The organism is Streptomyces sp. V4I8, assembly GCF_041261225.1.
Lineage (GTDB): Bacteria > Actinomycetota > Actinomycetes > Streptomycetales > Streptomycetaceae > Streptomyces.
The window spans coordinates 9020535-9044228 of record NZ_JBGCCN010000001.1 but is presented as its reverse complement, the minus strand read 5'-3'; the positions used below and the strand labels follow the sequence as shown (position 1 = coordinate 9044228).

The following is a 23694-nucleotide window of genomic DNA, read 5'->3' as shown; positions in this document are numbered from 1 at the left end:
GTTCTCCTTGCGTGCGGAACAGGGGCTGTGGAGCAGAGGTGAGGACGGGTCAGAGGACCTTGGAGAGGAAGGCGCGGGTGCGTTCCTGGCGTGGGTTGTCCAGGACGGCCGCGGGCGGACCGTGCTCCACGACGACTCCGCCGTCCATGAACACCACGGTGTCGGCGACCTCGCGGGCGAAGCCGATCTCATGGGTCACGACGATCATGGTGGTGCCGGTACTGGCCAAGTCCTTGATGACATCGAGGACTTCGCCGACGAGCTCCGGGTCGAGGGCCGAGGTGGGCTCGTCGAAGAGCAGCACCTTCGGTTCGAGGGCGAGCGCGCGGGCGATGGCCACGCGCTGCTGCTGGCCGCCGGAGAGCTGGCGCGGGTAGGCGTCGGCCTTGTCGGCGAGGCCGACCCGGTCGAGGAGCCGACGGGCGGTCACCTCCGCCTCCTTGCGCGGACGGCGCAGCGCGGAGACAGGGGCCTCGACCAGGTTGTCCAGAACGGTCAGATGCGGGAAGAGGTTGAAGTTCTGGAAGACGAACCCGATGTTGGTCCGCTGCTTGAGAACGTCCTTCTCCTTCAGCTCGTGCAGCTTGTTCCCGGAGCGGCGGTAGCCGATGAGCTCGCCGTCGATGCTGATCCAGCCGCGGCTGACCTTCTCCAGGTGGTTGATGGTGCGCAGCAGTGTGGACTTCCCGGAGCCGGACGGGCCGAGGATCACGGTGACCTCGCCCGCACGGACCTTCAGGTCGACGCCGCGCAGCACCTCCAGGGGGCCGAAGCTCTTGTGGACGCCGTGGACGTCGACCATGACGGCACTCATGGGATCTCCTTCGTCACGAACCGCCGCCGCACACGCTGGAGCGGGGTCGGCGGCGGGGTGCGGTCGGCGCCGCGGGCGTAGCGGCGCTCCACGTAGTACTGGGCGACCGAGAGCAGGGAGGTGAGGACGACGTACCAGGCGGTGGCGACCAGCAGCAGCGGGATCACCCGGCCGTTGCGGCCGTAGATCACCTGGACCTGGTAGAAGAGCTCGCCGATGGACATCACGTAGACCACCGAGGTGCCCTTGAGCAGGCCGATGATCTCGTTGCCGGCCGTGGGCAGGATGGCGCGCATGGCCTGCGGGAGGATGATCCGGCGGATCTGCCGCAGCCGGGGGATGCCCAGCGCCGCGGCCGCCTCCAACTGCCCGTGGTCCACGGAGAGGACGCCGCCGCGCACGATCTCGGCGGCGTAAGCGGCCTGATGCAGTGTCAGTCCGATGATGGCGGCACCGATGGTGCCGATGAGGGCGTTGCTGTCGACGGACCAGAACACCGGACCGAAGGGAATGCCGACGCCCAACTCCCTGTACAGCGCACTGAGGTTGAACCAGAACACCAGCTGGACGATCATCGGGATCGACCGGAAGATCCAGATATAGGTCCAGGCGACGGTCGAGAGCACCGGGCTGCTCGACAGGCGCATGAAGGCGAGCACGGTGCCGAGGAGGAAGCCGAGGACAGTGGCGTAGGCGGTGAGCTGGAGGGTCACCCAGACCGCCTGGACGATCGTCTCGGAGAAGACGTAGTCCCGGAAGACGTTCCACTCCCAGACGGGGTTGGTGGCCAGGCCGTGGGCGAACTGGGCGACCAGCACGATCACGGCGACGCCCGCGGCCCAGCGGGCGTAGTGGCGGGTGGGGACGACCTTCAGCTCGGCGGGGTCTTGGGCCAGTTGTGCGGTCGGTTCGGTGATGGTGTCGCTGCTCATGGGTCACCTGTGCTCGGGTGGGTTGATCCGCGACGTGTCGATCGCGGAGGCGGAGGTGCCCCACTTCTTGAGGATGCGGGCGTAGGTGCCGTCCTTGATCAGCTCGTTGACGGCGGCCTGGAAGGCCTTGGTGAGCGGGGAGCCCTTCTTGAAGGCGAAGCCGACGTCCAGGCGGTGGAACTCCCCGAGGAAGGTGGTCTGCGACGCGGGCTGGGCCGCCTGGTAGCGAAGGCCGTTGATGGTCGACATGATCACGTCGATCCGGCCCTGCTGGAGCGCGGTGAGCGTCGCCGCGTTCTCCGAGTAGACCTTCACGTCGTACGGCTTCTTGCCCGCCTTCGCGCACACGCCCTTCTGCGCGGTGAGGGTGGCCTCGAAGGTGGTGCCGGCGCCGGTGCCGATGGTCAGCCCGCACAGCTGGGTGAGGTCGGTGACCTTCGACTTGAGCGCGGTGTTGCCCTTCCTCACCGCGAAGCCCTGACCGTCGTTGATGTAGGTGACGAAGTCGATGGTCTTCAAGCGATCGCTCGTGACGCCGAAGTTGCCGGTGCCGAAGTCGTACTTGCCGCTGCCGAGGGCGGGCAGGATCGTCTCGAAGGAGGCGTCCTGCCGCTCCAGCTTCACGCCGAGCACCTTCGTCACGGCGTCGGCGAGGTCGATGTCCTGACCGGCAGGTGCCTTGTCCGTTCCGTTGGGGTAGTACGCGCCGGGCGGGAAGCCGATCGAGCTGCCGACCCGCAGCGTGCCCGCCTTGCGTAGGTCGGCGGGGAGGAGGGCGGCGGCCGAGTCCACCTTGCGTACGGCGGCGACGGGGTCGTCGGTGGGTGCCGGAGAGGCCTGGGCGCCCACGGCCGCCGTACCGTCCGTGTCGCCCGAGCCGCAGGCGGTCAGCGCGAGCAGAGGCAGCAGGGCGAGGGCAGAGGCGCTGTACAGGCGGGTTCTGATCGTGCGGAGGTTCATTGGTCGGGGGCCTTTCCCGTGCGTACGCGCACCGCGAGGTACTTCTCGAAGGGCAGCGGGCCGATGGTCTCCGGGTCGGCCGCGGTGTCGAAGAGTGGTGTGTAGCCGGTGGCCAGGTACAGGCCGCGGGCCTCGGGCTGGCGGGGCCCGGTGGTCAGGTAGATCCGCCGGTAGCCGCGAGCGCCCGCCGCGCGCTCCAGCTCGGCGAGGACGCGCCGGGCGAGGCCGCGTCTGCGGTTCGCGGAGTGGGTCCAGATCCGCTTCAGCTCGGCCGTGGTGGCGTCGTAACGGCGGAAGGCGCCGCCCGCGACGGGCTCGCCGCCCTCCAGCAGCAACAGGAGCAGACCGCCGTACGGCTCGGTGAACTCCTCGTCGGGGTAGCGGGAGATCTCGGCGTGCGCGTCCTTGCCGTAGCGCGTCGAGTACTCGTGACCGAGTTCGCGCAGCAGGGGCTCGACGCGGGGGTCGGAGACGGGTACCTGAATGACCGTCAACTCCGGTGCGGAGGTCATGCGTTCACCGCGGTGAGGGACTGCGCCTGCGTCTGGCGTGCCGCTCGCGCGGCGTCGCGCTCGGCGTCGCGCTTGGCGACCTCCTCGCGGACGATCGGGATCACGTGCCGGCCGAAGTCGATGGCGTCGCCCAGCAAGTCGTAGCCGCGCGCGGAGAGGATGTCGACGCCGAGGTCGTAGTAGTCGAGCAGCGCCCGGGCGACCGTCTCCGGGGTGCCGACCAGGGCGTTGGAGTTGCCCGCGCCTCCGGTCGCGGCGGCGGTCGGGGTCCACAGGGCGCGGTCGTAGCGCTCGCCCGCCTCGGCGATGGCGATGAGGCGCTGTGAGCCGACGTTTTGAGGTGTCGCAGCCTGCGGTTGGGTGAGCCCGTTGTGGCGCTTGGTGATCATCTCGCCGCGCTCCTTGCGGGCCTTGATCGCGCCGACCGTGCGATGCGCCTTCTCCCAGGCCAGTTCCTCGGTCGGGGCGATGATCGGACGGAAGGCGACCTGGATGCGGGGCACGTCGGTGCGGCCCGCGGCCTTGGCGGCGGCCTTCACGGTCTCGAGCTGCTCGGCGGTCTTCTCCAGGGGCTCGCCCCACAGGCAGTAGATGTCGGCCTCGGCGCCTCCGGCGGCGTACGCGGCGCGTGACGAGCCGCCGAACGACACGCCCGGGCGGGGCTGTTGGGCGGGGAAGACGTCGCTGACGAAGTCGTGGAACCGGTAGTGCTCGCCCTCGTGGTCGAAGGGCTCGTGGGTGGTCCAGATCTTCTTGACGATCCGGATGTACTCACGGGTGCGGGCGTAGCGCTCGTCCTTGGTGAGGGTGTCGCCCTCGCGGCCCTGTTCGTGGTCGTTGCCGCCGGTGATGAAGTGCACGGTCAGCCGGCCCTCGCTGATCTGGTCGAGGGTGGCGAAGGTCTTGGCGGCGAAGGTCGGGTACGAGACGTTGGGCCGGTGGGCGAGCAGGATCTGGAGGCGGTCCAGGCGGCTCGCGATGTAGGCAGCGGCCGGCGCGGGGTCCGGCGATCCTGAGCCGTAGGCGAACAGCACCCGGTCCCAGCCGTGGTCCTCGTGCGCCCGGGCGAGCCGGAGTGTGTACTCCTTGTCGAACGCGGCGCCGGAGCGCGGCGTGGTTTCGGAGCCGTCGTTGGTGGCGGCAATACCGAGGAACTCCACCGGCATGGGTATGACCTTTCGGGAATGCCGCGCGCGAGCAGGCAGACATGACGCAACTGCCTTGCGTGCAGGCATGGATGACGAGCCGTCAGTCGACAGCTGACGGTTTCGGTACGGGCGTGACGACGCCGGGCGTCGGTGCGGACGCAAGGCAGTGGTGCGGCAGCGCGCGAAAGGAGAACTCGGCCCGCGACGGGGTCACCGAGGGAGGGAAGGGCCGGTCAGAGGGCCCGCTGCCGAGTCAGGCGCAACACGCCGCGGACCACACCCGACCGAAGTCGATGTGATCGCGCGAGACCAAGCGCTGCTGGGCAGTCATGCGACCAATTGAGCAGGACATCGTGCTCCCCGTCAAGCGGCTCCCGGATGCCGGAACGCCTGGACAGCCGTTCGTCGGCGTGCTGTTGACACATCGATGGCATGGGCACATACGATCGACGGCGGATCGGCTCCGCGTTGCGCGGCAGCCTCTCCGGCCGCGTTGAGGGACGCGGCGAGCGTGACGACACCGAGCCCCGGCCGCACCGAGTGCCACCGGGGTCACCCACGCCCGCCTCCCCTCCCCCGGAGCGCCTCCCCATGGTCACGTCGCCCGATCTCACGTCCGGTCCCGCAACGAAAAGTCCCCCGCCGGTCGGCGTCGACCCGCCCCGGATCGTGCCGCGCCGGCACGCCGGCCGGTGGCTGACCGCCGCCTTCGCTCTGCTGCTCTTCGCGATGGTGCTCAACTCCGTGGTCCGCAACGAGGCGTTCCAGTGGGCCGTGGTGGGCCGGTACTTCACCACCTCCGCCGTGCTCGACGGACTGCTGCTCTCCCTGTGGCTGACCGCGGTGGTGATGGTGCTCGGCTTTCTGCTCGGCACCGTGCTCGCGGTGATGCGGCTCTCCGCCAACCCCGTGCTGCGCACGCTGAGTTGGGGCTATGTGTGGATCTTCCGGTCCACGCCGCTGCTGGTGCAGTTGCTGTTCTGGTTCAACATCGGCGCCCTGTACCCGACGCTCGGCCTCGGGATCCCGTTCGGGCCGGAGTTCGTCACCGTCAGGACGGTCAACCTGTTCGGTCCGACCCTCACCGCCGTCATCGGGCTGACCCTGCACGAGACCGCCTACGCCGCCGAGGTCGTGCGCGGCGGCATCCTCTCCGTGGACGCCGGACAGGCCGAGGCCGCCCAGGCGCTCGGTCTGAGCAGACGCCGTGCCCTGCGCCGGATCGTCGTCCCGCAGGCGATGCGCTCCATCGTGCCGACCGCCGGGAACATGCTGATCGGCACCCTCAAGGGCACCAGCATCGTCAGCGTGCTGGCCGTGCACGACCTGCTGTATTCGGTGCAGCTGATCTACAACCAGACCTACCAGGTCATCCCGCTGCTGATGGTGGCCACGCTGTGGTACATCGCGGTGACCACGGTGCTGAGCGCGGGCCAGTTCTACGTCGAGCGGTACTACGCCCGCGGCGACTCCCGCGCTCTGCCGCCCACTCCGCTCCAGCGGCTGCGCGGCCACGTGACCGCCGTACGCCTGCGGCTGAGCGCGGTGACGGCCCCCGACGCCCACCCGGCGATCGGCGGTGACCGGTGAACGGCAGCTCCGCCCCCGCCGTCCTGGTCGTCGTCGGCGCGGGGCCGCGGGCCACGGGGCTGCTGGAGCGCATCGCCGCCAACGCGCCCGAACTGTGGGACGGGAAGCGGGAGTTGCGCATTCATCTGGTGGACCCGCACCCGCCGGGGCCGGGGCGGGTCTGGCGGCACGAGCAGTCCGGACTGCTGCGGATGAACAGCATGGCCGAGGACGTCACGATGTTCACGGACGAGTCGTCCACCATCGAGGGCCCGGTACGGCCGGGTCCCTCGCTCGCCGAGTGGGCCGCCCAGTTCTCCCGCGCGGGCCCGCGCCACGCCCCGTACACCGAACCGGCCGACCCGGAGGTGCTGACCGAGCTGCGCTCGCTGGCCGGGAGCGACTTCCCCACCCGCCGCGCCCAGAGCGCCTACCTGGAATGGGTGTTCCGCAGGGCGCTGGCCGAGCTGCCGCCCACGGTCACGGTCGAGTGGCACCGCACCACCGCGACCGCCGTCACCGGCCCCCCGGACGGCCCGCAGCACGTGCGCCTGGCCGACCGCGCCACCCCACTCGCCGCCGACCTGGTGGTCCTCGCCCAGGGACACATCGGCTCCACACCCGTCACCGCGCACCGCGACCACGCCGCGTTCGCCCGCCGTCACGGCCGCTTCCACCTCCCGCCGGAGTTCTCCGCCGACGCCGACCTGTCCGCGCTGCGACCCGGCGAACACGTCATCCTGCGCGGCTTCGGGCTCGCCTTCGTCGACCTGATGTCCCTGCTCACCGAGGGCCGCGGCGGCGCTTTCCGCACCGAGCGCGACGGCACCCTCACCTACCTCCCGTCCGGCCGCGAGCCCGTCCTGCACGTCGGGTCACGGCGGGGAGTGCCGTACCACTCCAAGACCCGCTACCAGCTCCAGGGCCCACGGCCACCGCTGCCCCGGTACTTCGGCCCCGGGGCCGTCGACGCGCTGCTCGCCGAGGACCGCCCACTGGATCTGCGGCGCGAGGTGTGGCCGCTGATGGCCAAGGAGATCGGCTTCGGTCACTACCACGAGCTCTTCCATGCCCATCCCGAGCGCACCGCCCTCCCCTGGCCCGACTTCGTCGCCGCGTACGACCGTCCGGACTGGTACGGCGAGGAGATGGCCGCCCTCGTCGCCACGGCCGTACCGGACCCGGCGGACCGGCTGGACTTCGAGGCCCTGGACCGCCCCTTGGACGGCCTCGCCTTCCCCACCTCGGACGCCTTCCAGGAATATCTGCGCGACCACATCGACCGGGACGTCACCCGCCGCGAGGACCCGGAGTTCAGCGCCGACCTCGGGGCGTTCCTCGCGCTGCTCTCCCTCTACGGGCAGCTGCCCCGTCTGGTCGCCGCCGGACGGCTGACCGCACGGTCCGTCGCCGAGCAGCTGGACGGCTGGTGGCAGGGCTTCTTCAGCTTTCTGGCCTCCGGGCCGCCCGGCTTCCGGCTGCGTCAGCTCCTGGCCCTGTCCCGGGCCGGGATCGTCCACTTCGCCGGTGCGGACATCCGGATCGGCACCGACGAAAGCACCGGCACCTTCACCGCGACCAGCCCCACCGTGCCCGGCCACACCGTCCACGCCACGGCACTGATCGAGGCGTATCTGCCCCGGGCCTCCCTCGATCGCACCGAGGACCCCCTCCTGCGCGACCTGCACCGGGCCGGCGCCCTCACCGAGGAGATCATCAGCGACCCCCACCACACCCACCGCTCCGGTCTGCTCGCCGTCTCCCCCACGGACGGCCACGTCGTCGACCCGTCCCTGGGCGGCACGCATCCCCGCCGCATCGCCCTCGGCGCTCCCACCAACAGCCGGGCCGTCGCCGCGTTCGCCCGACCTCGCACCAATGCGCCCGCTTTCCGCCAGAACGATGCGGTTGCGCGTGCGCTTCTGTCCGCCTTGAGCTCACCGTTCTCAAAGGACGAGATGGTCGCGTCCACCATGTGAACAACCCCTTGGGGTCGGCGCCCGCTTCTGCCACGATCCCCATCAACCAGGTAGGAAAACTAGGAATCTGTGGGGGTGGGATCGCCATGAGCACGCGTAGCCACACAGACCAGTTGCTGCCTCTGCTGACCTCGCGTCGCCACATCGACTTCGGGCGTACGTCCAGCGCCATCTGTCGGCCCGTCTGAGAACGCCGCAGTACCCGCCCGCACCGCGAACACCCAGTACTTCCCGCCGCCCCCGCCCGGGGGCGGGCGAGTGGTGTGCCGGTGCGCACCACGGGCTCCACGCCCGCGTCGCCGTACGTTCCTGATCACTCATCCCTGAGAGGACACCTCCGTGTCTGCCGCAAGACCGCTCTCCACCCTGCGCACCTTCGCCGTCATCGCGGCGCTCCCCCTGCTGCTGACCGCCTGCGGCTATGGCGCCGAGTCCACCGACGACGGCAAGCAGGCCAAGGTCGCGGCGGACGCCAAGAAGCTCTCCGTCGACGAAGTGAAGATCGGCTACTTCCCCAACCTCACGCACGCCACCGCTCTGGTGGGCGTCCAGGAGGGCCTGCTCCAGAAGGAGCTCGGCGGCACCACGATCAAGGCGTCGACGTTCAACGCGGGTCCGTCGGAGATCGAGGCGCTGAACTCCGAGTCCATCGACATCGGCTGGATCGGCCCCTCCCCCGCCATCAACGGCTACACCAAGGCGGACGGCACGAACCTACGGATCATCTCCGGTTCGGCCTCCGGCGGTGTGAAGCTCGTCGTCGACCCCGAGAAGATCAAGTCCCTGAAGGACGTCAAGGGCAAGAAGATCGCCACGCCGCAGCTCGGCAACACCCAGGACGTGGCACTGCTCAACTGGATCTCCGAACAGGGCTGGAAGGTCGACGCGGAGAGCGGCAAGGGCGATGTCTCGGTCGTCCGCACCGACAACAAGATCACCCCGGACGCCTACAAGTCCGGTTCGATCGACGGCGCGTGGGTGCCGGAGCCGACCGCGTCCAAGCTGGTCTCGGAGGGCGCCAAGGTGCTCCTCGACGAGGCCGACCTGTGGCCCGGCAAGAAGTTCGTGATCACGAACATCATCGTGCGCCAGGACTTCCTGAAGAAGCACCCTGACGTCGTCGAAGCCGTGCTGCGCGGTTCGGTGAAGACCAACGAGTGGATCAACGCCAACCCGGACAGGGCCAAGGCCTCCGCGAACAAGGCCCTGGAGCAGCTCTCCGGCAAGGCCCTGCCCGCCGATGTCATCGACCCGGCCTGGAAGTCGATCACCTTCCTGGACGACCCGCTGGCCGCCACCCTCGACACCGAGGCGAAGCACGCGGTGCAGGCCGGCCTGCTGGAGAAGCCGGACCTCAAGGGCATCTACGACCTCGCGCCGCTCAACAAGGTCCTCAAGGCCGAGGGCAAGGACGAGGTCGACGACGCCGGTCTCGGCGTCAAGTAACACCCCACCGCACCCGACGAGTTCCCAGGAGGTGACGACCATGGCCACTGCGACGGCCACGACCGACAAGGTCGCCGAGGACGCCACGGCGGTGCCCTATGCCGCCCGGATCGAGCATGTCTCGAAGTCCTTCGCCGGCCCCGCCGGGCAGCAGCTCGTCCTGGACGACATCACCCTCGATGTCGCACCCGGCGAGTTCGTCACCCTCCTGGGGGCCTCCGGCTGCGGCAAGTCCACCCTGCTCAACCTGGTCGCGGGGCTGGACCGGCCGTCCGCCGGCTCGATCGGCACGGACGGCCGACCCGCCCTGATGTTCCAGGAGCACGCCCTGTTCCCGTGGCTGACCGCGGGCAAGAACATCGAGCTCGCGCTGAAGCTGCGCGGGGTCGCCAAGGCCGAGCGCCGGCCGGAGGCGGAACGGCTGCTCGAACTCGTACGACTCCAGGGGGCGTACGGCAAGCGGGTGCACGAACTGTCGGGCGGTATGCGGCAACGCGTCGCCCTGGCCCGTGCCCTGGCACAGGACAGCCGGCTGCTGCTGATGGACGAGCCGTTCGCCGCGCTGGACGCGATCACGCGGGACGTGCTGCACGACGAGCTGACCCGTATCTGGCGCGAGACGCAGTTGTCCGTCCTGTTCGTCACGCACAACGTGCGCGAGGCGGTCCGGCTGGCCCAGCGCGTCGTCCTGCTGTCCTCCCGGCCGGGCCTCATCGCCCGGGAATGGACGGTCGGCATCCCGCATCCGCGCCGCATCGAGGACACCGCGGTCGCCGAGCTGTCCGTCGAGATCACCGAAGAACTGCGTGGGGAGATCCGCCGCCATGGCCAGCACTGACAACGGCGTCGCCATCGAGGTCGACGCCACGAAGAACGGCTCCGCGGCGGCCGGGGCGCCCCAGGACCCGAACGATCTGGCGGGGCTGGAGGCCGGGCTCGACGCCCTGGACTCGGTGCAGGTCCGCCGGACGTCCCTGCGCGAGACCCTGATCCGCAAGGTGCTGCCGCCGGTCACCGCGATCGCGCTGGTGCTGGTGGTCTGGCAGCTGCTGGTGTGGGCCGAGGTCGCGCCCGACTACAAGCTGCCCTCGCCGTCCGAGGTGTGGGGCGAGCTGCGCGAGTCCTGGCTCCAGGGCACGCTCCTCGACTACATCTGGACATCCGTCTCACGCGGTCTGATGGGCTTCCTCATCGCGCTCGCCATCGGTACGCCGCTCGGTCTGCTGGTCGCCCGGGTCCGGTTCGTCCGGGCGGCCATCGGCCCCATCCTGTCCGGTCTGCAGTCGCTGCCGTCGGTCGCCTGGGTCCCGCCCGCCGTGCTCTGGCTGGGCCTCAACGACTCGATGATGTACGCCGTGATCCTGCTCGGCGCGGTCCCCTCCATCGCCAACGGCCTCGTCGCGGGCATCGACCAGATCCCCCCGTTGTTCCTGCGCGCCGGGCGGACCATGGGCGCGACCGGCCTGCGCGAGGCCCGGCACATCGTGATGCCGGCCGCGCTGCCCGGATATCTGGCGGGCCTGAAGCAGGGCTGGGCCTTCTCCTGGCGCTCCCTGATGGCCGCCGAGATCATCGCCACCTCACCCGATCTCGGCATCGGCCTGGGCCAGTTGCTGGAGCACGGCCGCACCAACAGCAGCATGTCCCAGGTGTTCCTGGCCATCTTCCTGATTCTCATCGTCGGCATCGCCATCGACCTGCTGATCTTCAGCCCGCTGGAGCGGAAGGTCCTGCGGGGGCGGGGACTGCTGGTCACCCGCTGAGCGAGGGGTGACCGCCCGCCCCCGCGAGACGAGCAGCACGACCCGGAGCGCGTCGGCCCCCGGCACCGTATCGGCCGGTCCTGTGCCGTCCGCCTCCATGCCGTCAGTCTGTGCCGGCCGCCTCCGTGCCGACTGTCTCCATGCCGTCCGTGTCGTCCGTGTCGGCGGACAGGATCCGGCCGGACCGTACACCCGACGGCATTCGGGATGTGGTCACCGTCAACTACTCCTGTCCGGCCGCCAGTTGATTCCGCCAGTCATGCGTGCGGCCCTCCAGGATCGCGGCGTCCGCCTGTGCGGATACCGCGCCGGAGTGGGAGGCGACCAGCCGCTCCAGGCTGCCACGTGCTTGAAGAGCTTCAGCGCCTGCCGGCCGAGGATGTGGTGGCGGACCCGGTACCCCTCGGCGAAGGCGCCCTCCCCGAGCCCGCGGTCCCACGCGTCTCCCGGGACCCCTCCCGGGAGCGGTCCGCCGCTCAGGTGTGGGTGACCTTGATGCGGGAGATGCGGACCTCGCCGTGGTTGTCGTCGGCGCACGGCTCGGAGTTGTCGCAGTTGGCCTGCGTGTAGGCGCCCGCCTTGAAGTAGTTGGTGTCGCCGGCGTGGGAGATCGTGGTCTCCAGCCGGCCGTTGTAGTACGCGTCGATCTCCCCGTCCCCGGCCACGAACCTGGCCTCGAACTCGGTGCCGAGCTCGTAGTCGTCGGTGACGAGGTGGGCGTGCCGGTCGTCGCCGTCGGTGATGTAGAGGCTGCTGCCTTCGAGGCGGAAGACGGTGACGTCGTCGTCCCCGCCGTGCACCTGCGCGCCGACCAGGTACGGCCTTTCCTCGGGCAGGGCCGTGAACGCCTCCCTCACCACCAGGGTGTGGGTGCCTTCCGTGGTGGACCAGGCGGCCTCGTCCTCGCCGCCGTCGGTCATCTCCCGCAGTTCGGCACGCGGATAGCTGGAACCGCCGGTCGTCACGCCGTTGACGGCGGCCCGGAATCTCACCGCGTCACAGCCGGCCTCCGCCCGGAACCAGGGGTCGGCGGAGAAGGTCGCCAGCTCGGGCTGGGTGATCTCGGTGGGATCCTCGTCCTCGCCGGTGGGCAGCGTCAGCTTCCAGTCCGTCAGGTCGAGGACGTCGGAGGGGTGCGCACACCGGTCGGCCGCCCGCGCGTACGGGGCCTGCGCACCGGCGTGGGCGGACAGGGTGAGCGTGGCGGTCGAGACAGCCGCGGTGAGGCCGGCCAGCACGATGGTCCGGGTGCTTGGCATGGAGGGTCGCCTTCCTGTCGGAGATGTGCGGTCGGTGCGGCGCGTACCGTACGCGCGGTCGACGGGACCCCTCCCGGAACCGGCGGTCTCACCGCATCTGCACATGGGCGACACCTGCGCATGCGTGCGACTGATGAAGGCTCTGGGTAGACCCTGCGTACGGTCTGACGCACGCAGTAGGTTCGATCCACGCGTGCGGTCCTGGGCCGTGTGCGTTCGGGATTCGACCGAGGGGGAAGATCCGTGCGTTCCGGGGACGAGTTCGCCGACCGCTATGTCCTCAAGGAGGTCATCGGCGCGGGCCGGGGCGGCGACGTGTGGCTGGCCCACGACACGGTGGTGGGCCAGGACGTCGCGCTCAAACCCGAGCGGACGGAGGCCGAGAGCGAGACCGCGGTGCGACGGCTGCTGGGCGAACCGCGTGCCATGGCCAAGTTCCGCGACCACCCGCATGTCGTGACCCTGTTCGACGTCGTGACCGTGCCCCAGGACAGCGACAGCGACGGCCGGATCACGTACTGGTTCGTCATGGAGTACGTCCCCGGCGGCGGCCTGGACCGGCAGCCGACGGTCTCCCCCGCACGGGCGGCCCGTATCGGGGCCCAGCTCGCCGACGCGCTGGCCGCCCTGCACGAAGCGGGCATCGTCCACTGCGACGTCAAGCCCGCCAACATCGGCCTCACCCGGCGCGGGACAGCGAAGTTACTGGACTTCGGCGCCGCTTACCGGGTCGGCGGCACCGAGACCATCACCGTCAACGGCCCGTTCAGCTTCACCCCCGACTACGCCGCCCCCGAGCTGGCCCGGGGCAACGTCCCGCGGCCCGCCTCCGACGTGTTCTGCCTGGCGGCCACCCTCTATGCCCTGGTCACCGGCGGCCCACCGCGCGGTGGCACCCCCGCGGAGGACGCGGACGCCGCCCCGGCCGGGACGGGAAGCGAGGGCAAGGAGGCCGAGCGCCTGCGGTACTGGAAGGCCGAGCAGGGCGTCGTCGAGCTGGACGCCGCCGCCGTGGGACCGCTGTACCCCGTACTCACCTCCATGCTGCGCCGCGATCCCCGGCAACGCCCCGAGGCCGGCGAGGTCAAACGGCTCCTGGAGGAGGTGGCCGGGTCCGGGCCGACGCCCTCTCCGGACCCCGCCACCACCAGCCCTGTCAGCGGGCGACGCCGGCGGCCCCGGCCACTGATCGCGGCGGCTCTGAGCATCAGCGCCTTACTGGCCCTGGGACTTGTCGTCCTGCCGGACCACGGCGACGACGGAAAGGCCGCTCCGCAGCCCGGCCAGAGCCACAGCCGGAGCCGGCTCGACGAGGACGCCTCGGACGGCGAAACCCGGGCCCTGATCGGTGATCCGCACACGGCCGACGTGTGCGCCCTGGCCGTCCCCGCCGCGTTCGAGCAGTTCGGCGACGGGGAGGTCCGCGTGGACGTGGACTACGGCAACTTCGACCGCTGCGACGTGCTCGTGGGTGTCGACGACAAGACCCGGATCGACGTGTCGGTCGGTCTCCGCCGGGGCTCGCCGCCCGAGGGGTCGAAGCCCTCCAGCACCGTCGGGAGGATCGGCATCCGTGAGGAACAGGCGGAGAGCGAGGAGTGCAAGCTGCTGCTGACGGCCGACGGCGACAGCGGCGACACCCTCGTCGGGGTCCGCGTCAACATGGGCAGGGGCTCCGTGGTCGGCGGCAACGCGACCCTGTGCACGGTCGCCGACAAGGCAGCCCGGGGCGCGGCCGAGGTCCTCGGCCGGGGCCCGCTCCCGCGTCGTTCGCCGCCCTACCCGCGCGCCTCGCTGGCCTGGCAGAACGCCTGCGGGCTGCTCGACGCCAAGGCGCTGTCCGTGATTCCGGGGCTCCAGGCCGACGTCCCGGACATCGGCATCGCGAACTGGAGCTGCGAGTGGTCGAGCGACGTCGACGAGCTGGACGCGGAGGTGAGCTTCTTCCGGGATCAGCCCAAGTCGGCGGAGGGGGGCACGGCCCTCAGCCTCAGCGGACACCGCACCGTCGTCGAGGAGGGCGACGACGGCGACACCTGTACGGCCTTCGTCGAGTACCGCAGGTACAGCGGCCAGGACGCCGAGACCGCCGCCGAGATGGTGCGCCTGGAGGTCGGCGGGCAACGGCCCACGGACGAGCTCTGCGGGATGGCCAGGAAGCTGGCGGCCTCCGCCGCAGCCGAACTGCGCGGGTAAGGACCGTACGGCGTCCCGGCTGCCGTGCTCAGGACGCGGAGTCGGGCCAGGCCGCGTCGTCCTCCATCAGGTCGAGGTCCGGCGGCACCAGCGTCGTCGACTCCACCAAGCCCTTGATCAGATTGTGCAGCAGGCTGTTGTCTCCGGGGCGGCCCTGCGACTTGTCGTGCATCAGCGGGTACCGGAAGCCGGTGCGGTCCAGACGGTGGCGTACGGCCTCGATCCGGTGCTCGATCCTGCGCTCGGTCCAGTTGGCGTCCGGGCGGAGGTAGCCGAGCTGCTTCGCGGCCGTGGCGTACGACAAGGGGCGCGGGTCCTCCTCGTACAGCAGATACCGCTGGCCCAGGACGACCAGCAGCAGCCGTTCGTCGTCGTTGAGCGCCCAGGTCTCCGGCCGGACGGTCTCGGCGCGTCGCCGCGACAACGGTCCCTGGTCGTCGTGGCCCGCCACATACAGCTCCACCAGGTGCTCGCGGTAGCCGGAGCCCTTCACGAACAGCGGGGTGTACCCGGTGGTGAGGGGGATCGGCTCGGTGGTGAGGTGCATCATCTGGCCGCGGGGCAGCCGGACGAGCTGCTGCCCGGTGTTGCGCAGCCACCACAGCCCCTGACGGTACGTCAGCTCGCCGTGCCGCCGGCTCACCCGCAGGTCGTCCACGCCGACCCCCAGATCCACGTCCGGCTTCTCACCGCGCCCGAAGCGGACCGTCAGCCCCGGCCGGGGCGGCGCGCTGAGCTCGCCGGTGACCGTCCGGGCGTGCAGAGTCCCGGGCATGGCGGGCGCGACACCACGCGCGAGGCTGGCGGAGAGGGTCATCGCTGGTCTCCTCGGGGCGTGGACTTGTCGCGTCGGATCGGTACCCACATGATGCGGCCGCGCCCTCGGGAGGGGTCCCGGGAGCCCCGCAGTCGCCGGTTCGGGCCCCACACCTGAAGCGTCAGCCGAAAACGATCGAGGGCTTTGCTGGTAGTCGTCCCGGTGGGCGCACCTGGCGGATACCTCGTAGGTTGGAGATGAAAGCGGTCGCGCTCGTAAAGATCGGCAGGCACGCGCGTGACGCCAGCGGAGATCGATTTCGAGGAGCTGTTCGACGCCGCGCCGAACCCGTACCTGGTGCTGGACGCCGACCTCGTGATTCGCTACGCCAACCGGGCTTACCTGCAGGCCACCGGCAGGACCCGCGAAGAGCTGGTCGGGCGGTACGTCCTGGAGGCCTTTCCGGACACGCCCGCCGCGCCGGACGTGGCGCGTGATTTCGATGCCTCGCTGCAGCGCGTTCTGGCCTCCAGGAAGCCCGATTCCGTGGCTCCGCAGCGATTCGACATTCCCGTCGCCGACCGACCTGGTGAGCTTGAGGAGCGGTGGTGGTCAGGGATGTCCAGCCCTGTCCTGTGGCCGGACGGCACGGTGAAATGGATCATCGCGCGGGCCGAGGACGTCACCGAGTTCATGCGTTCCCCGGGCATGGGTGAGTTCACTCAGCCACCGGGCACGCAGACGGCAGGGATCGCAGCCCAGGTGTACGCCCGGTCACGTGATCTCGAGCAGCTGAATGAGCAGCTGCGCCAGGCGCACGCTCGTGAACGCGAAGTCGTCCTCACACTGCAGGAGGTCATGCTTCGCTCGCCCGACCTGGACAGACATCGGGACATCGCTGTGCGCTACCTGCCTGCACTTGGATCACTCAACGTGTGCGGCGACTGGTACGACGTGGTCGACCTGCCGCCCGACCGCTATTCGATCGCCATTGGGGACGTCGTCGGCCACGGCCTGCAGGCCGCCGCCGTGATGGGCATGCTGCGCAGCGCTCTGAGCGCCGCCATCCGGGCCGTTCCCAGCCCTGCGCAAGCCTTGGAGGTACTGGGCCTGTACGCGCGGGCGGTCGACGGCGCACTCGCCACGACCGTCGCAAAGGTGCTCATCGATCCGCGCAGCCGACTCATCATCTACAGCAACGCCGGCCACCCGCCGCCGGTACTGCTTCATCTGGACGGCAGCTGTGAGCTGCTGGACCAGGCAACCGATCCGCCGCTGGGTGCTCGGCCAGACCATGTCCCCCGTCCTCAGGCCGGGCTGCCCTACACCCTGGGGGACACCCTCGTGCTCTATACCGACGGGCTCATCGAACGCCGTGACGAAGACATCGACACGGGCCTGGCCCGGCTGACTGACGCTCTCGCTCAGTGCACCACCCTGCCAGTGGAAGAACTCGCCGACACACTGCTGTTCCACTTGGGCGTCACTGGCGGCAGCCGGGACGACATCGCCCTCGTCGTCGTTCGCCTGTGACCGTTTCACGGGCAGCCGGCCACATGCTCAGCTGGTGTCCGGGCCTTGGAAACGATCGAGGGCCTCGTCTCACCCAAGTGATCCAAGGCCCTCACCTGCGACTACGGAGAAGACTCCAGTCGGGACGACAGGATTTGAACCTGCGACCCCTTGACCCCCAGTCAAGTGCGCTACCAAGCTGCGCCACGTCCCGGCGCGTATCGCGCGGCGAACCGCGTGATCACGCAGGTCAACCCTACCGCATCCGCACCCCGCCCCAGACAGTGCAACCCCTTGACCTATGATTGCCGTCACCTATGATTGCCTAACTCAAGCAGTCCGGGTGAAATCGAACGGAGCCCCATGTCCTTCCTGGCCCGGCCCGCGGTGGCCGCCTTCGTCGCCAAGGCGATGCAACGTGTGACCGTCATGGCGGACCGGCGTTCCAGCGGCCGGGGCTCCGCCACCGCCTCGCACGCCCGGTTCCCCGAATTCCCGCGCAAGGTGCGGGAGTTGACGATTCCGACGTCGGTCGCCCCGGCCCGGGCCACCGTGTATCTGCCGGCGAACGGCGAGCCCGCTCCCCCGGTGCACATCAACTTCCACGGCGGCGGATACGTCATGACGCTGACCGAGCTGGACGACCCGCTGTGCCGGTTCCTCGCCGCCGAGGCGGGGGCGGTCGTGATCAACGTGGACTACGCCGTCGCCCCGCAGCATCCGTTCCCGGCGCCGCCCCGGCAGGCGTACGAGGTCGTCCGGTGGGTCGCGGAGCATGGCGCCGAGGAGGGCTGGGACGGCGGGCGGCTCACCGTGGGCGGGCAGAGCGCCGGGGGCGGACTCGCGGCGGCCGTGGCGCGACAGGCCCTCGAGGAGGGCGGGCCGTCGATCGCGCTCCAGGTGCTGCACTATCCGCCGCTCGATCTGGCGACCAACTCCCGGGACAAGCGTGCCGCCATCCCCAAGCCCATGCTCCGCCCCTGGATGGCCGACGTCTTCGACACGTCGTATGTCCCGGATGCGCGGCGGCGTCTGGACCGGCTCGTCTCCCCGGCGCACGCTTCGGACACCGCGGATCTGAAGGGCATCGCGCCGGCCCTGCTGGTCACCGCCGAGTACGACCTGCTACGGGCCGAGGGCGAGCGGTACGCCGAGCGGCTTCGGGGCGTGGGGGCGCTCGTCGAGCACCATGAGGTGCGTGGGGCCGATCACGGGTACGACGGGCAGGACGACGCCAAGGCCCGCGAGGTCTACACCCTGATCGCACGGCATGTACGGGAGGCGACGGGCGCCGCCTGAACGCCGGGTCGCCGACCGTCCCCCGACCGGCCCGCGTACGTTCCTTCTACCGGCCCGCGTACATTCCTTCGCCGATCCCTCAGCTGTTCCGCACCATCGGCGCCGGCTCGCTGCGCACCTCGGGGGTGTACTCCTCCGGGCAGGTGACCCGCACGTTCACCGAGACGGGCCGGGCGGTCGAACTCCTGTCGGCCGAGGCCCAGACGGGCTGAACCGCCGGGGCGGACGTCGAGGTGGTCCTGCCGCCCCTTCCAGGGCTCCAGGACATCCCCGCGACGAACCCCGCCATCAGCAGGGTCACCGCCACGACGACCCACCAGGGCAGCCCTGCCTTGGCCATGAACGCGACGACAGCCACCAGTGCGAGAAATGCCGTCACGTTTCTGATCCCCCATCAACTGTCAACTCACCTGCCCCCGACGTCCCGAGAGCCGCCCTGCATCACTACGGGCATATGACGCAACAATACGCGAGACCGTCGTATAACCCAGTTCGGTTCATCTGTACATATGGCTCGTCCGTACATATGACGGACGCCACTCACCGCGGGTGCTGCGGTGAGTGGCGTCTGCCCTCGCCCCCGGTCGGCGCGCGCGCCGGTCAGTGCGCGCCCATGAGCTCCTGCTCCCTGTCGCTCCCGGCCGTCCGCTTCGAGCCGCGCAGAGCGGCGATCCCGATGAAGACCATGGACGACAGTCCCGCGAGCGCGAAGGCCGTGAAGCCCCAGTCGCCCTTGTTGGCGGCGAGCAACTGGCCGCCCAGCCACGGCCCGAAGACGGCGCCGAAGCGGCCCATGCCGGAGGTCCAGCCGACGGCGGTGGCGCGGTTCTCCGGGCGGGAGCGGATCGAGACGGTCGCGTAGATCATGGTCTGCGCGCTGTTGAGGAACACACCGGTCAGGAACACCACCGTGAAGGTGACCGCCAGCGGCATGTGAACGCTGAGCAGGAAGACCCCGGCGGCGGTCAGCGCGAACCAGATCGCCGAGATCCGCGGGGCGCCGAACCGGTCGGAGGCGCGGCCGGCGACCAGCATGCCGACGATGCCGCCGAGGTTGAACAGGACCACGAAGGTCAGCGCCGAGCCGAGGTTGTAGCCCTCGCCGCGCATCAGGGTGGGCAGCCAGGTGGCGACTCCGTAGACGAGGAGCAGTCCGCCGAAGGAGGCCAGCCAGTAGAGGAGGGTCTGGGTCCATTCGCCGCCCCGGAAGAGGTTGGCCAGGGAGTTCCAGCGGTCGGTGGCGGCCTCCTCGCCGCGGCCCTTGGCGACGAGGAAGCTCAGCGACTCGGGCAGGAACCTCGCGAGCACCGGCACGAAGAGCAGCGGCAGCGCGCAGAACCAGAACGCGGCCCGCCAGCCGAGGGGTTCGACGACCCACAGCGCGACGTACGCGGAGAGGATGCCGCCCGCGTGGTGGGCGGTCATCAGCATGCCGATGGTGAGGGCGCCGCGGCCGCGCGGGGCGAAGTCGGAGACCATGCTGATCGCGGTGGGCAGCAGACCGCCGAGGCCGACGCCGGCGAGTGTGCGGCCGAGACCGAACACCCCGACACTGCCCGCCATCGCGCACAGCCCGGAGGCCAGCGAGAACAGCGCGACGCAGGCGACCATCAGCTTCTTGCGGCCGATCCGGTCGGCGACCGTGCCCGCGGTCAGGGCGCCGACCAGCATGCCGAAGGTGGCGTAGCTGCCCAGGTCACCGGCCCGGTCGGGGGTGAGGCCGAGGGCCTCCTCCTCCAGCATGTGGGGCAGTACCGAGCCGTAGATGAACATGTCCAGGCCGTCGAAGAGAACGGCCAGCCAGCACAGGCCGACGGCGAGTACGGCCAGTCTGCCGACGCGAGCGGTCGGGGAGGGGGAGGAGGACATCCTTGTTTTCCTCTCGTGCGTTGTGCGCCAGACGCTAAGGAGCCCGATCGAGAGAGTCAACAGTTTTGTCAACAATCTCAGCGACAATCCAGCGACGTCTGGAGAAGCGCCCTCTCAGGCGACCGGCGGGGTTCCGTGCGTGTGGAAGGACTCGATCGTCTTCAGGCCCCATGCCTGTCCCTTGGCCCGCTCGGCCTCGGTCCAGGTGATCAGCGGCCAGTCGGGGGCCAGCACCAGCCGGGTGAGCGGGTTGCACAGCTCGATGCGGTTGCCGCCGGGCTCGTAGACGTACAGGAAGAACGTCTGCTGGATGGCGTGCTTGTGCGGGCCCGTCTCGATGAACACGCCGCTGTCGATGGCGAGGTCGGCGGCGCGCAGGATGTCCTCGCGGGTGTCGGTCGCGAAGGCGATGTGGTGCAGCCGGCCGGCGGAACCGGTCCAGTCGGAGGTGTAGACGACGTCGTACGACTTGTTGGTGAAGGTCAGCCAACGGGCTGCGATCTTCCCGGAGTCCAGCTGGATCTGCTCGGTGGGCCGGGCGCCCAGCACCTGTTCCTGGAACCCGGCGTTGGCGAGCACGTCCGCGGCGAGGAAGTTGATGTGGTCGAGCCGTCGTACGCCGACGCCCCGGTTGGGCTTGGCCTGCGGCTGGTTCTTGAGCGCGGGCTTGAGCCCATGCGGTGACTGGTAGTACTCGCTCTCCCAGTACAGGGCGTGCTCGTGCCCGTCCGGGTCGGTGGTGAGGTACAGCTTGCCGAGGCCGGGCTCGTCCTCGACCCATTTGCCGGAGCCGCCGGCCGCCTCGATACGGCGGTGCAGTGCCTCCTCGCTGGAGGTGCGCAGGGCGAGCCGGCCGAGGCCGGGCTGTTCGCGGGCGGTCAGCGTCAGGCTGTGGTGCTCGTAGTCGTCGAAGGTCCGTAGATGGACCGTGCCACCGTCCTGACCGTTGACGGTGAGGCCCAGGTAGTCGGTGAAGAAGGCGACGCTGGCGTCCAGGTCCGGGGTGAACAGCTGGGCGTGGCCGATGTGGGCGATGTCGCCGAGCGGCGGGGTCATCGGGGGCCTCCGGGGGTGGGCGCGGGGAGTGGGGCCGTCTCGGCGGACCGGGGGAAGACGGTGCCGTCGAAGATCTTGCGGGCCGTACGGACGACGGCGGTGCGGCGGGCGGTGGGAAGGCCTGCGGAGTCGGTGCCGAGGCCGCTCTCGATGTCCAGGAATCCCGTGGGGTGTTCGATGCGGACGCGGTCGCCGTCGGCGGACAGCTCCGCGAGGTCGGCGCCGACGCCGCCTTCGACGCGCAGCCCGGCGGCGACACTGGCGGCCCCGAGCACACCGATGGACGTATGGCAGCGGACCGGGATGAAGGTGCGGGTGGTGACCGCGCCGCCGTGGCGGGGCGGGGCGAGGAGGGTGACCTTGGGGACGGCGCCGTCCGAGACGTCGCCGAGTCCCATCAACTGGCCCGCCGCCCGCCGGAGTTCATGGATCCGGTCGGCGAGCGCCAGGTCCTCCTCCAGGCCCTTGGGCGACTCGTAGCCGGTGACCTTGAGGGCGGCGGCCTGGACGAGGACGGTCGGCATGCCGTTGTCCACACAGGTCACCGGGATGTCGTCGATCATGTCGCGGACGTTGCCGGTGGGCAGCAACTGCCCAGCACCGGGCGGGAATTCGATCACCACCGGGGCTGCCCTGCCGGGCACGCCCGAGATCTCGGCGTCTCCGGTGTAGTCGACGCGGCCGCCCGGGGTCGGGAAGGTCGCCGTGGCGAAGTCGCCGGAGTTGACCATCCGGATCCGTACGGAGGTCGCCTCCTCCCCCGCCGGGACCAGCCCGCGCTCCACGGCGAACGGGCCGATGCCGGCGAGGATGTTCCCGCAGTTCTGACGATCACTCACTTCCGACTGTTCGACGGCGACTTGGAGGAAGAGATAGTCGACGTCGGCCCGCGGATCGGTCGAGGGCGACACGACGGCCACCTTGCTGGTGAGGGGGTGGGCGCCGCCCAGGCCGTCGATCTGCCGCTCGTCCGGGCTGCCCATGACCCGCAGCAACAGCTCGTCGCGGGCGGCGGGGTCGGCGGGCAGGTCCTCGGCCAGGAAGTAGGCGCCCTTGGAGGTGCCGCCGCGCATCAGCATGCAGCGGATCTCCACGGGCCCGGTCACGGCCGGCCCTCCTCGCGGACGTACTCGTCGTAGGACGTGTACGTCACGCCGAGCCGGACGAGCTTCTCCCGCAACCCGTAGCGGTCCAGGCCGAGTTGCCCGTCGAGGAAGGCGGCGCGCGTGGCGGCCTCCTTGGCCTCGCGGGCCTCGGCCTTCCCGACCGTCTCGCGGGCCCGTTCGCGGGGGACGACGACCACGCCGTCGTCGTCGGCGAGGATCACGTCGCCGGGGCGGATGACCTGGCCGTCGATGGCGACGGGTACGTTCACCGAGCCGCCGGTGGCTTTGACGGTGCCCTGCGCGCTGACCGCCCGGGACCAGGCGGCGAAGCCCATGTCGCGCAGCTCCTGGGTGTCACGGATGCCGGTGTTGATGACGACGCCGCGCACGCCGCGCTGCTGGAGGGCGGTCGCGAACAGCTCGCCGAACAGGCCGTCGGTGGACGGGGAGGTGGTGGTGACGACGAGGATGTCGCCCTCGCCGCACTGCTCCACGGCGGCGTGGATCATGAGGTTGTCGCCGGGCCAGCTCAGCACCGTCACGGCGGTACCCGCGACCCGTACGCCCTGCTGGACGGGACGGATCCCGGGGCCCAGCAGGCCGGTTCGCCCCATCGCCTCGCTCACCGTCGCCACGCCGAAGCCGGCCAGCGCGTCGACGTCCTTCAGCTCCGCCTTCGGCGGGTTGGTGACGATCACGCCGCTCATGCCAGCTCCTTCGCGATCTGCGGGTAGGGGCGCATGTACGCCTCGGCCATGGTCTTGTGGGCCAGGCCCAGGTTGGGTCCGGCGTTGCGCTTGAGCTGGACGCCGCGGCGGACGGCGAGGTCGGTGTAGTAGTCCCACAGGTGCTGCTGGGCGCCGAGGCACTCCATGGCCTTGCGCTTGGTCTCCCACACCTCGGTGATGTCGAGCAGGACCTCGGGCTTGAAGCCGCTCATCTCGGGCTGGTGCGGCTCGAAGTAGAAGACCGGCGGGGCGCCGATGATCTCGCCCTCGCCCGGGTAGCCGATGGCCTGGGCGAGGACCCGGGCCTCCAGGGCCATGCGGTTGGCGGCCGGGTGGTCGCCGTTGTACGGGTCCTCGGTCGGGTGGGTGAGCACGACGTCGGGCTGGGTGTCCCGATAGACCGCGACGAGCCGGTCGGTGAGCTCGGCGGTGGCGACGAGCGGGTAGTCACCGGCGTCGAAGAAGCGGACCTCGGCGCCGAGGGTGGCGGCGGCGCGCTCGGCCTCGTCGCGGCGTATCGCCTTGATCTCGTCGAGCTTCCTGCCCTCGCGCCAGGCCATGACGGACTCGCCCCGCTCTCCGAAGGTCAGGCAGGCGATGGTGACCTTCTCGCCCCGGGAGGCGGCCAGGGCGATCGCTCCGCCCGCCCGCCACACGAAGTCCCCGGCGTGCGCGGTGACGACGAGGGTGCAGCGTGGCGGGGATGAGGGTTCCCCCGCGCGAGGTTGTTCGAGCGTGGGGGAGGGCGCATCGGCATGCGTCATTGCAGGTTCTCCTTGAGTGACAGGT

At 70.3% G+C, this 23694-nt stretch carries 22 protein-coding genes and 1 tRNA gene; 9 read left to right on the top strand and 14 right to left on the bottom strand.

From position 1 onward, the window contains the following. Positions 1-49: 49 nt before the first annotated feature. Genes ABIE67_RS41180 through ABIE67_RS41160 form a run of 5 tightly spaced genes read right to left on the bottom strand, consistent with a single transcriptional unit; the run spans position 50 to position 4384 of the window. Positions 50-814: an amino acid ABC transporter ATP-binding protein gene (locus tag ABIE67_RS41180; RefSeq protein ID WP_370266674.1), complete on the bottom strand. Its 765-nt coding sequence runs from the start codon at positions 812-814 to the stop codon at positions 50-52. After that, positions 811-1746 carry an amino acid ABC transporter permease gene (locus tag ABIE67_RS41175; protein ID WP_370266673.1) on the bottom strand — a complete coding sequence of 312 codons (936 nt, stop codon included), beginning with the start codon at positions 1744-1746 and terminating at the stop codon, positions 811-813. The genes ABIE67_RS41180 and ABIE67_RS41175 overlap by 4 nt, the downstream gene beginning before the upstream one ends. Before the next feature lie 3 nt (positions 1747-1749). After that, positions 1750-2706 (bottom strand): ABC transporter substrate-binding protein, encoded by a 957-nt coding sequence (locus ABIE67_RS41170; protein WP_370266672.1) that lies wholly within the window; start codon positions 2704-2706, stop codon positions 1750-1752. Next, positions 2703-3218 carry a GNAT family N-acetyltransferase gene (locus ABIE67_RS41165; RefSeq protein ID WP_370266671.1) on the bottom strand — a complete coding sequence of 172 codons (516 nt, stop codon included), beginning with the start codon at positions 3216-3218 and terminating at the stop codon, positions 2703-2705. Before ABIE67_RS41165 ends, ABIE67_RS41170 begins: the two co-directional genes overlap by 4 nt. Then, a complete protein-coding gene (locus ABIE67_RS41160) occupies positions 3215-4384 on the bottom strand; it encodes an LLM class flavin-dependent oxidoreductase (protein WP_370266670.1) in 1170 nt (389 codons plus the stop codon). Before ABIE67_RS41160 ends, ABIE67_RS41165 begins: the two co-directional genes overlap by 4 nt. A gap of 573 nt (positions 4385-4957) precedes the next feature. Between ABIE67_RS41160 and ABIE67_RS41155 the strand changes: the two genes are divergently transcribed. The 6 genes from ABIE67_RS41155 (at position 4958) to ABIE67_RS41130 (ending at position 11123) form a co-directional block, all read left to right on the top strand. Beyond that, positions 4958-5956 carry an amino acid ABC transporter permease gene (locus tag ABIE67_RS41155; protein WP_370266669.1) on the top strand — a complete coding sequence of 333 codons (999 nt, stop codon included), beginning with the start codon at positions 4958-4960 and terminating at the stop codon, positions 5954-5956. Beyond that, positions 5953-7914 carry an FAD/NAD(P)-binding protein gene (locus ABIE67_RS41150; protein WP_370266668.1) on the top strand — a complete coding sequence of 654 codons (1962 nt, stop codon included), beginning with the start codon at positions 5953-5955 and terminating at the stop codon, positions 7912-7914. The genes ABIE67_RS41155 and ABIE67_RS41150 overlap by 4 nt, the downstream gene beginning before the upstream one ends. A gap of 86 nt (positions 7915-8000) precedes the next feature. Continuing rightward, on the top strand, positions 8001-8102 hold the full coding sequence (locus tag ABIE67_RS41145; protein WP_370266667.1) for a putative leader peptide: 102 nt from the start codon (positions 8001-8003) through the stop codon (positions 8100-8102). Positions 8103-8253: 151 nt separating this feature from the next. After that, positions 8254-9360, top strand: a complete 1107-nt coding sequence (locus tag ABIE67_RS41140) for an aliphatic sulfonate ABC transporter substrate-binding protein (protein WP_370266666.1) — start codon at positions 8254-8256, stop codon at positions 9358-9360. A 40-nt stretch (positions 9361-9400) separates the two neighbouring features. Continuing rightward, positions 9401-10198, top strand: coding sequence for an ABC transporter ATP-binding protein (locus tag ABIE67_RS41135; protein ID WP_370266665.1), 798 nt, complete (start codon positions 9401-9403; stop codon positions 10196-10198). After that, positions 10185-11123 carry an ABC transporter permease gene (locus ABIE67_RS41130; protein WP_370266664.1) on the top strand — a complete coding sequence of 313 codons (939 nt, stop codon included), beginning with the start codon at positions 10185-10187 and terminating at the stop codon, positions 11121-11123. Before ABIE67_RS41135 ends, ABIE67_RS41130 begins: the two co-directional genes overlap by 14 nt. A gap of 476 nt (positions 11124-11599) precedes the next feature. Here the strand turns inward: ABIE67_RS41130 and ABIE67_RS41125 are convergent, their stop codons facing one another. Further along, the gene (locus tag ABIE67_RS41125; protein ID WP_370266663.1) at positions 11600-12382 is read right to left on the bottom strand and encodes a polysaccharide lyase family 7 protein; all 783 of its coding nucleotides are present in this window, start codon (positions 12380-12382) and stop codon (positions 11600-11602) included. A gap of 243 nt (positions 12383-12625) precedes the next feature. On the opposite strand from ABIE67_RS41125, the gene ABIE67_RS41120 reads away from it, so the two are divergent. Beyond that, positions 12626-14578, top strand: coding sequence for a serine/threonine-protein kinase (locus tag ABIE67_RS41120; RefSeq protein WP_370266662.1), 1953 nt, complete (start codon positions 12626-12628; stop codon positions 14576-14578). A 28-nt stretch (positions 14579-14606) separates the two neighbouring features. Here the strand turns inward: ABIE67_RS41120 and ABIE67_RS41115 are convergent, their stop codons facing one another. After that, positions 14607-15395, bottom strand: coding sequence for an FHA domain-containing protein (locus ABIE67_RS41115; protein WP_370266661.1), 789 nt, complete (start codon positions 15393-15395; stop codon positions 14607-14609). Between the two features lie 237 nt (positions 15396-15632). On the opposite strand from ABIE67_RS41115, the gene ABIE67_RS41110 reads away from it, so the two are divergent. Next, entirely contained in the window at positions 15633-16868 is a 1236-nt protein-coding gene (locus ABIE67_RS41110) for a PP2C family protein-serine/threonine phosphatase (RefSeq protein WP_370266660.1), read from the top strand. A gap of 119 nt (positions 16869-16987) precedes the next feature. Here the strand turns inward: ABIE67_RS41110 and ABIE67_RS41105 are convergent. After that, a tRNA-Pro gene (locus tag ABIE67_RS41105) sits at positions 16988-17061 on the bottom strand. A gap of 149 nt (positions 17062-17210) precedes the next feature. Here ABIE67_RS41105 and ABIE67_RS41100 point away from each other — a divergent pair. Then, entirely contained in the window at positions 17211-18146 is a 936-nt protein-coding gene (locus tag ABIE67_RS41100) for an alpha/beta hydrolase (RefSeq protein ID WP_370266659.1), read from the top strand. Between the two features lie 79 nt (positions 18147-18225). On the opposite strand, the gene ABIE67_RS41095 is transcribed toward ABIE67_RS41100, so the two are convergent. The 6 genes from ABIE67_RS41095 to ABIE67_RS41070 form a co-directional block, all read right to left on the bottom strand. Continuing rightward, a complete protein-coding gene (locus ABIE67_RS41095; RefSeq protein WP_370266658.1) occupies positions 18226-18525 on the bottom strand; it encodes a hypothetical protein in 300 nt (99 codons plus the stop codon). 221 nt (positions 18526-18746) lie between these two features. Beyond that, a complete protein-coding gene (locus ABIE67_RS41090; RefSeq protein ID WP_370266657.1) occupies positions 18747-20015 on the bottom strand; it encodes an MFS transporter in 1269 nt (422 codons plus the stop codon). A gap of 114 nt (positions 20016-20129) precedes the next feature. Next, positions 20130-21071 carry a VOC family protein gene (locus tag ABIE67_RS41085; protein WP_370266656.1) on the bottom strand — a complete coding sequence of 314 codons (942 nt, stop codon included), beginning with the start codon at positions 21069-21071 and terminating at the stop codon, positions 20130-20132. Continuing rightward, positions 21068-22177: a 4-oxalomesaconate tautomerase gene (locus ABIE67_RS41080; protein WP_370266655.1), complete on the bottom strand. Its 1110-nt coding sequence runs from the start codon at positions 22175-22177 to the stop codon at positions 21068-21070. Before ABIE67_RS41080 ends, ABIE67_RS41085 begins: the two co-directional genes overlap by 4 nt. Further along, the gene (locus tag ABIE67_RS41075; protein ID WP_370266654.1) at positions 22174-22884 is read right to left on the bottom strand and encodes a 4-carboxy-4-hydroxy-2-oxoadipate aldolase/oxaloacetate decarboxylase; all 711 of its coding nucleotides are present in this window, start codon (positions 22882-22884) and stop codon (positions 22174-22176) included. Before ABIE67_RS41075 ends, ABIE67_RS41080 begins: the two co-directional genes overlap by 4 nt. Next, entirely contained in the window at positions 22881-23669 is a 789-nt protein-coding gene (locus tag ABIE67_RS41070) for a PIG-L deacetylase family protein (protein ID WP_370266653.1), read from the bottom strand. The genes ABIE67_RS41075 and ABIE67_RS41070 overlap by 4 nt, the downstream gene beginning before the upstream one ends. Positions 23670-23694: the final 25 nt, after the last annotated feature.

Coding starts and splice junctions, on each gene's coding strand:
- ABIE67_RS41180 (WP_370266674.1), bottom strand. CDS start 814: ATGAGTGCCGTCATGGTCGACGTCCACGGCGTCCACAAGAGCTTCGGC.
- ABIE67_RS41175 (WP_370266673.1), bottom strand. CDS start 1,746: ATGAGCAGCGACACCATCACCGAACCGACCGCACAACTGGCCCAAGAC.
- ABIE67_RS41170 (WP_370266672.1), bottom strand. CDS start 2,706: ATGAACCTCCGCACGATCAGAACCCGCCTGTACAGCGCCTCTGCCCTC.
- ABIE67_RS41165 (WP_370266671.1), bottom strand. CDS start 3,218: ATGACCTCCGCACCGGAGTTGACGGTCATTCAGGTACCCGTCTCCGAC.
- ABIE67_RS41160 (WP_370266670.1), bottom strand. CDS start 4,384: ATGCCGGTGGAGTTCCTCGGTATTGCCGCCACCAACGACGGCTCCGAA.
- ABIE67_RS41155 (WP_370266669.1), top strand. CDS start 4,958: ATGGTCACGTCGCCCGATCTCACGTCCGGTCCCGCAACGAAAAGTCCC.
- ABIE67_RS41145 (WP_370266667.1), top strand. CDS start 8,001: ATGAGCACGCGTAGCCACACAGACCAGTTGCTGCCTCTGCTGACCTCG.
- ABIE67_RS41135 (WP_370266665.1), top strand. CDS start 9,401: ATGGCCACTGCGACGGCCACGACCGACAAGGTCGCCGAGGACGCCACG.
- ABIE67_RS41130 (WP_370266664.1), top strand. CDS start 10,185: ATGGCCAGCACTGACAACGGCGTCGCCATCGAGGTCGACGCCACGAAG.
- ABIE67_RS41125 (WP_370266663.1), bottom strand. CDS start 12,382: ATGCCAAGCACCCGGACCATCGTGCTGGCCGGCCTCACCGCGGCTGTC.
- ABIE67_RS41115 (WP_370266661.1), bottom strand. CDS start 15,395: ATGACCCTCTCCGCCAGCCTCGCGCGTGGTGTCGCGCCCGCCATGCCC.
- ABIE67_RS41100 (WP_370266659.1), top strand. CDS start 17,211: ATGTCCTTCCTGGCCCGGCCCGCGGTGGCCGCCTTCGTCGCCAAGGCG.
- ABIE67_RS41090 (WP_370266657.1), bottom strand. CDS start 20,015: ATGTCCTCCTCCCCCTCCCCGACCGCTCGCGTCGGCAGACTGGCCGTA.
- ABIE67_RS41085 (WP_370266656.1), bottom strand. CDS start 21,071: ATGACCCCGCCGCTCGGCGACATCGCCCACATCGGCCACGCCCAGCTG.
- ABIE67_RS41075 (WP_370266654.1), bottom strand. CDS start 22,884: ATGAGCGGCGTGATCGTCACCAACCCGCCGAAGGCGGAGCTGAAGGAC.
- ABIE67_RS41070 (WP_370266653.1), bottom strand. CDS start 23,669: ATGACGCATGCCGATGCGCCCTCCCCCACGCTCGAACAACCTCGCGCG.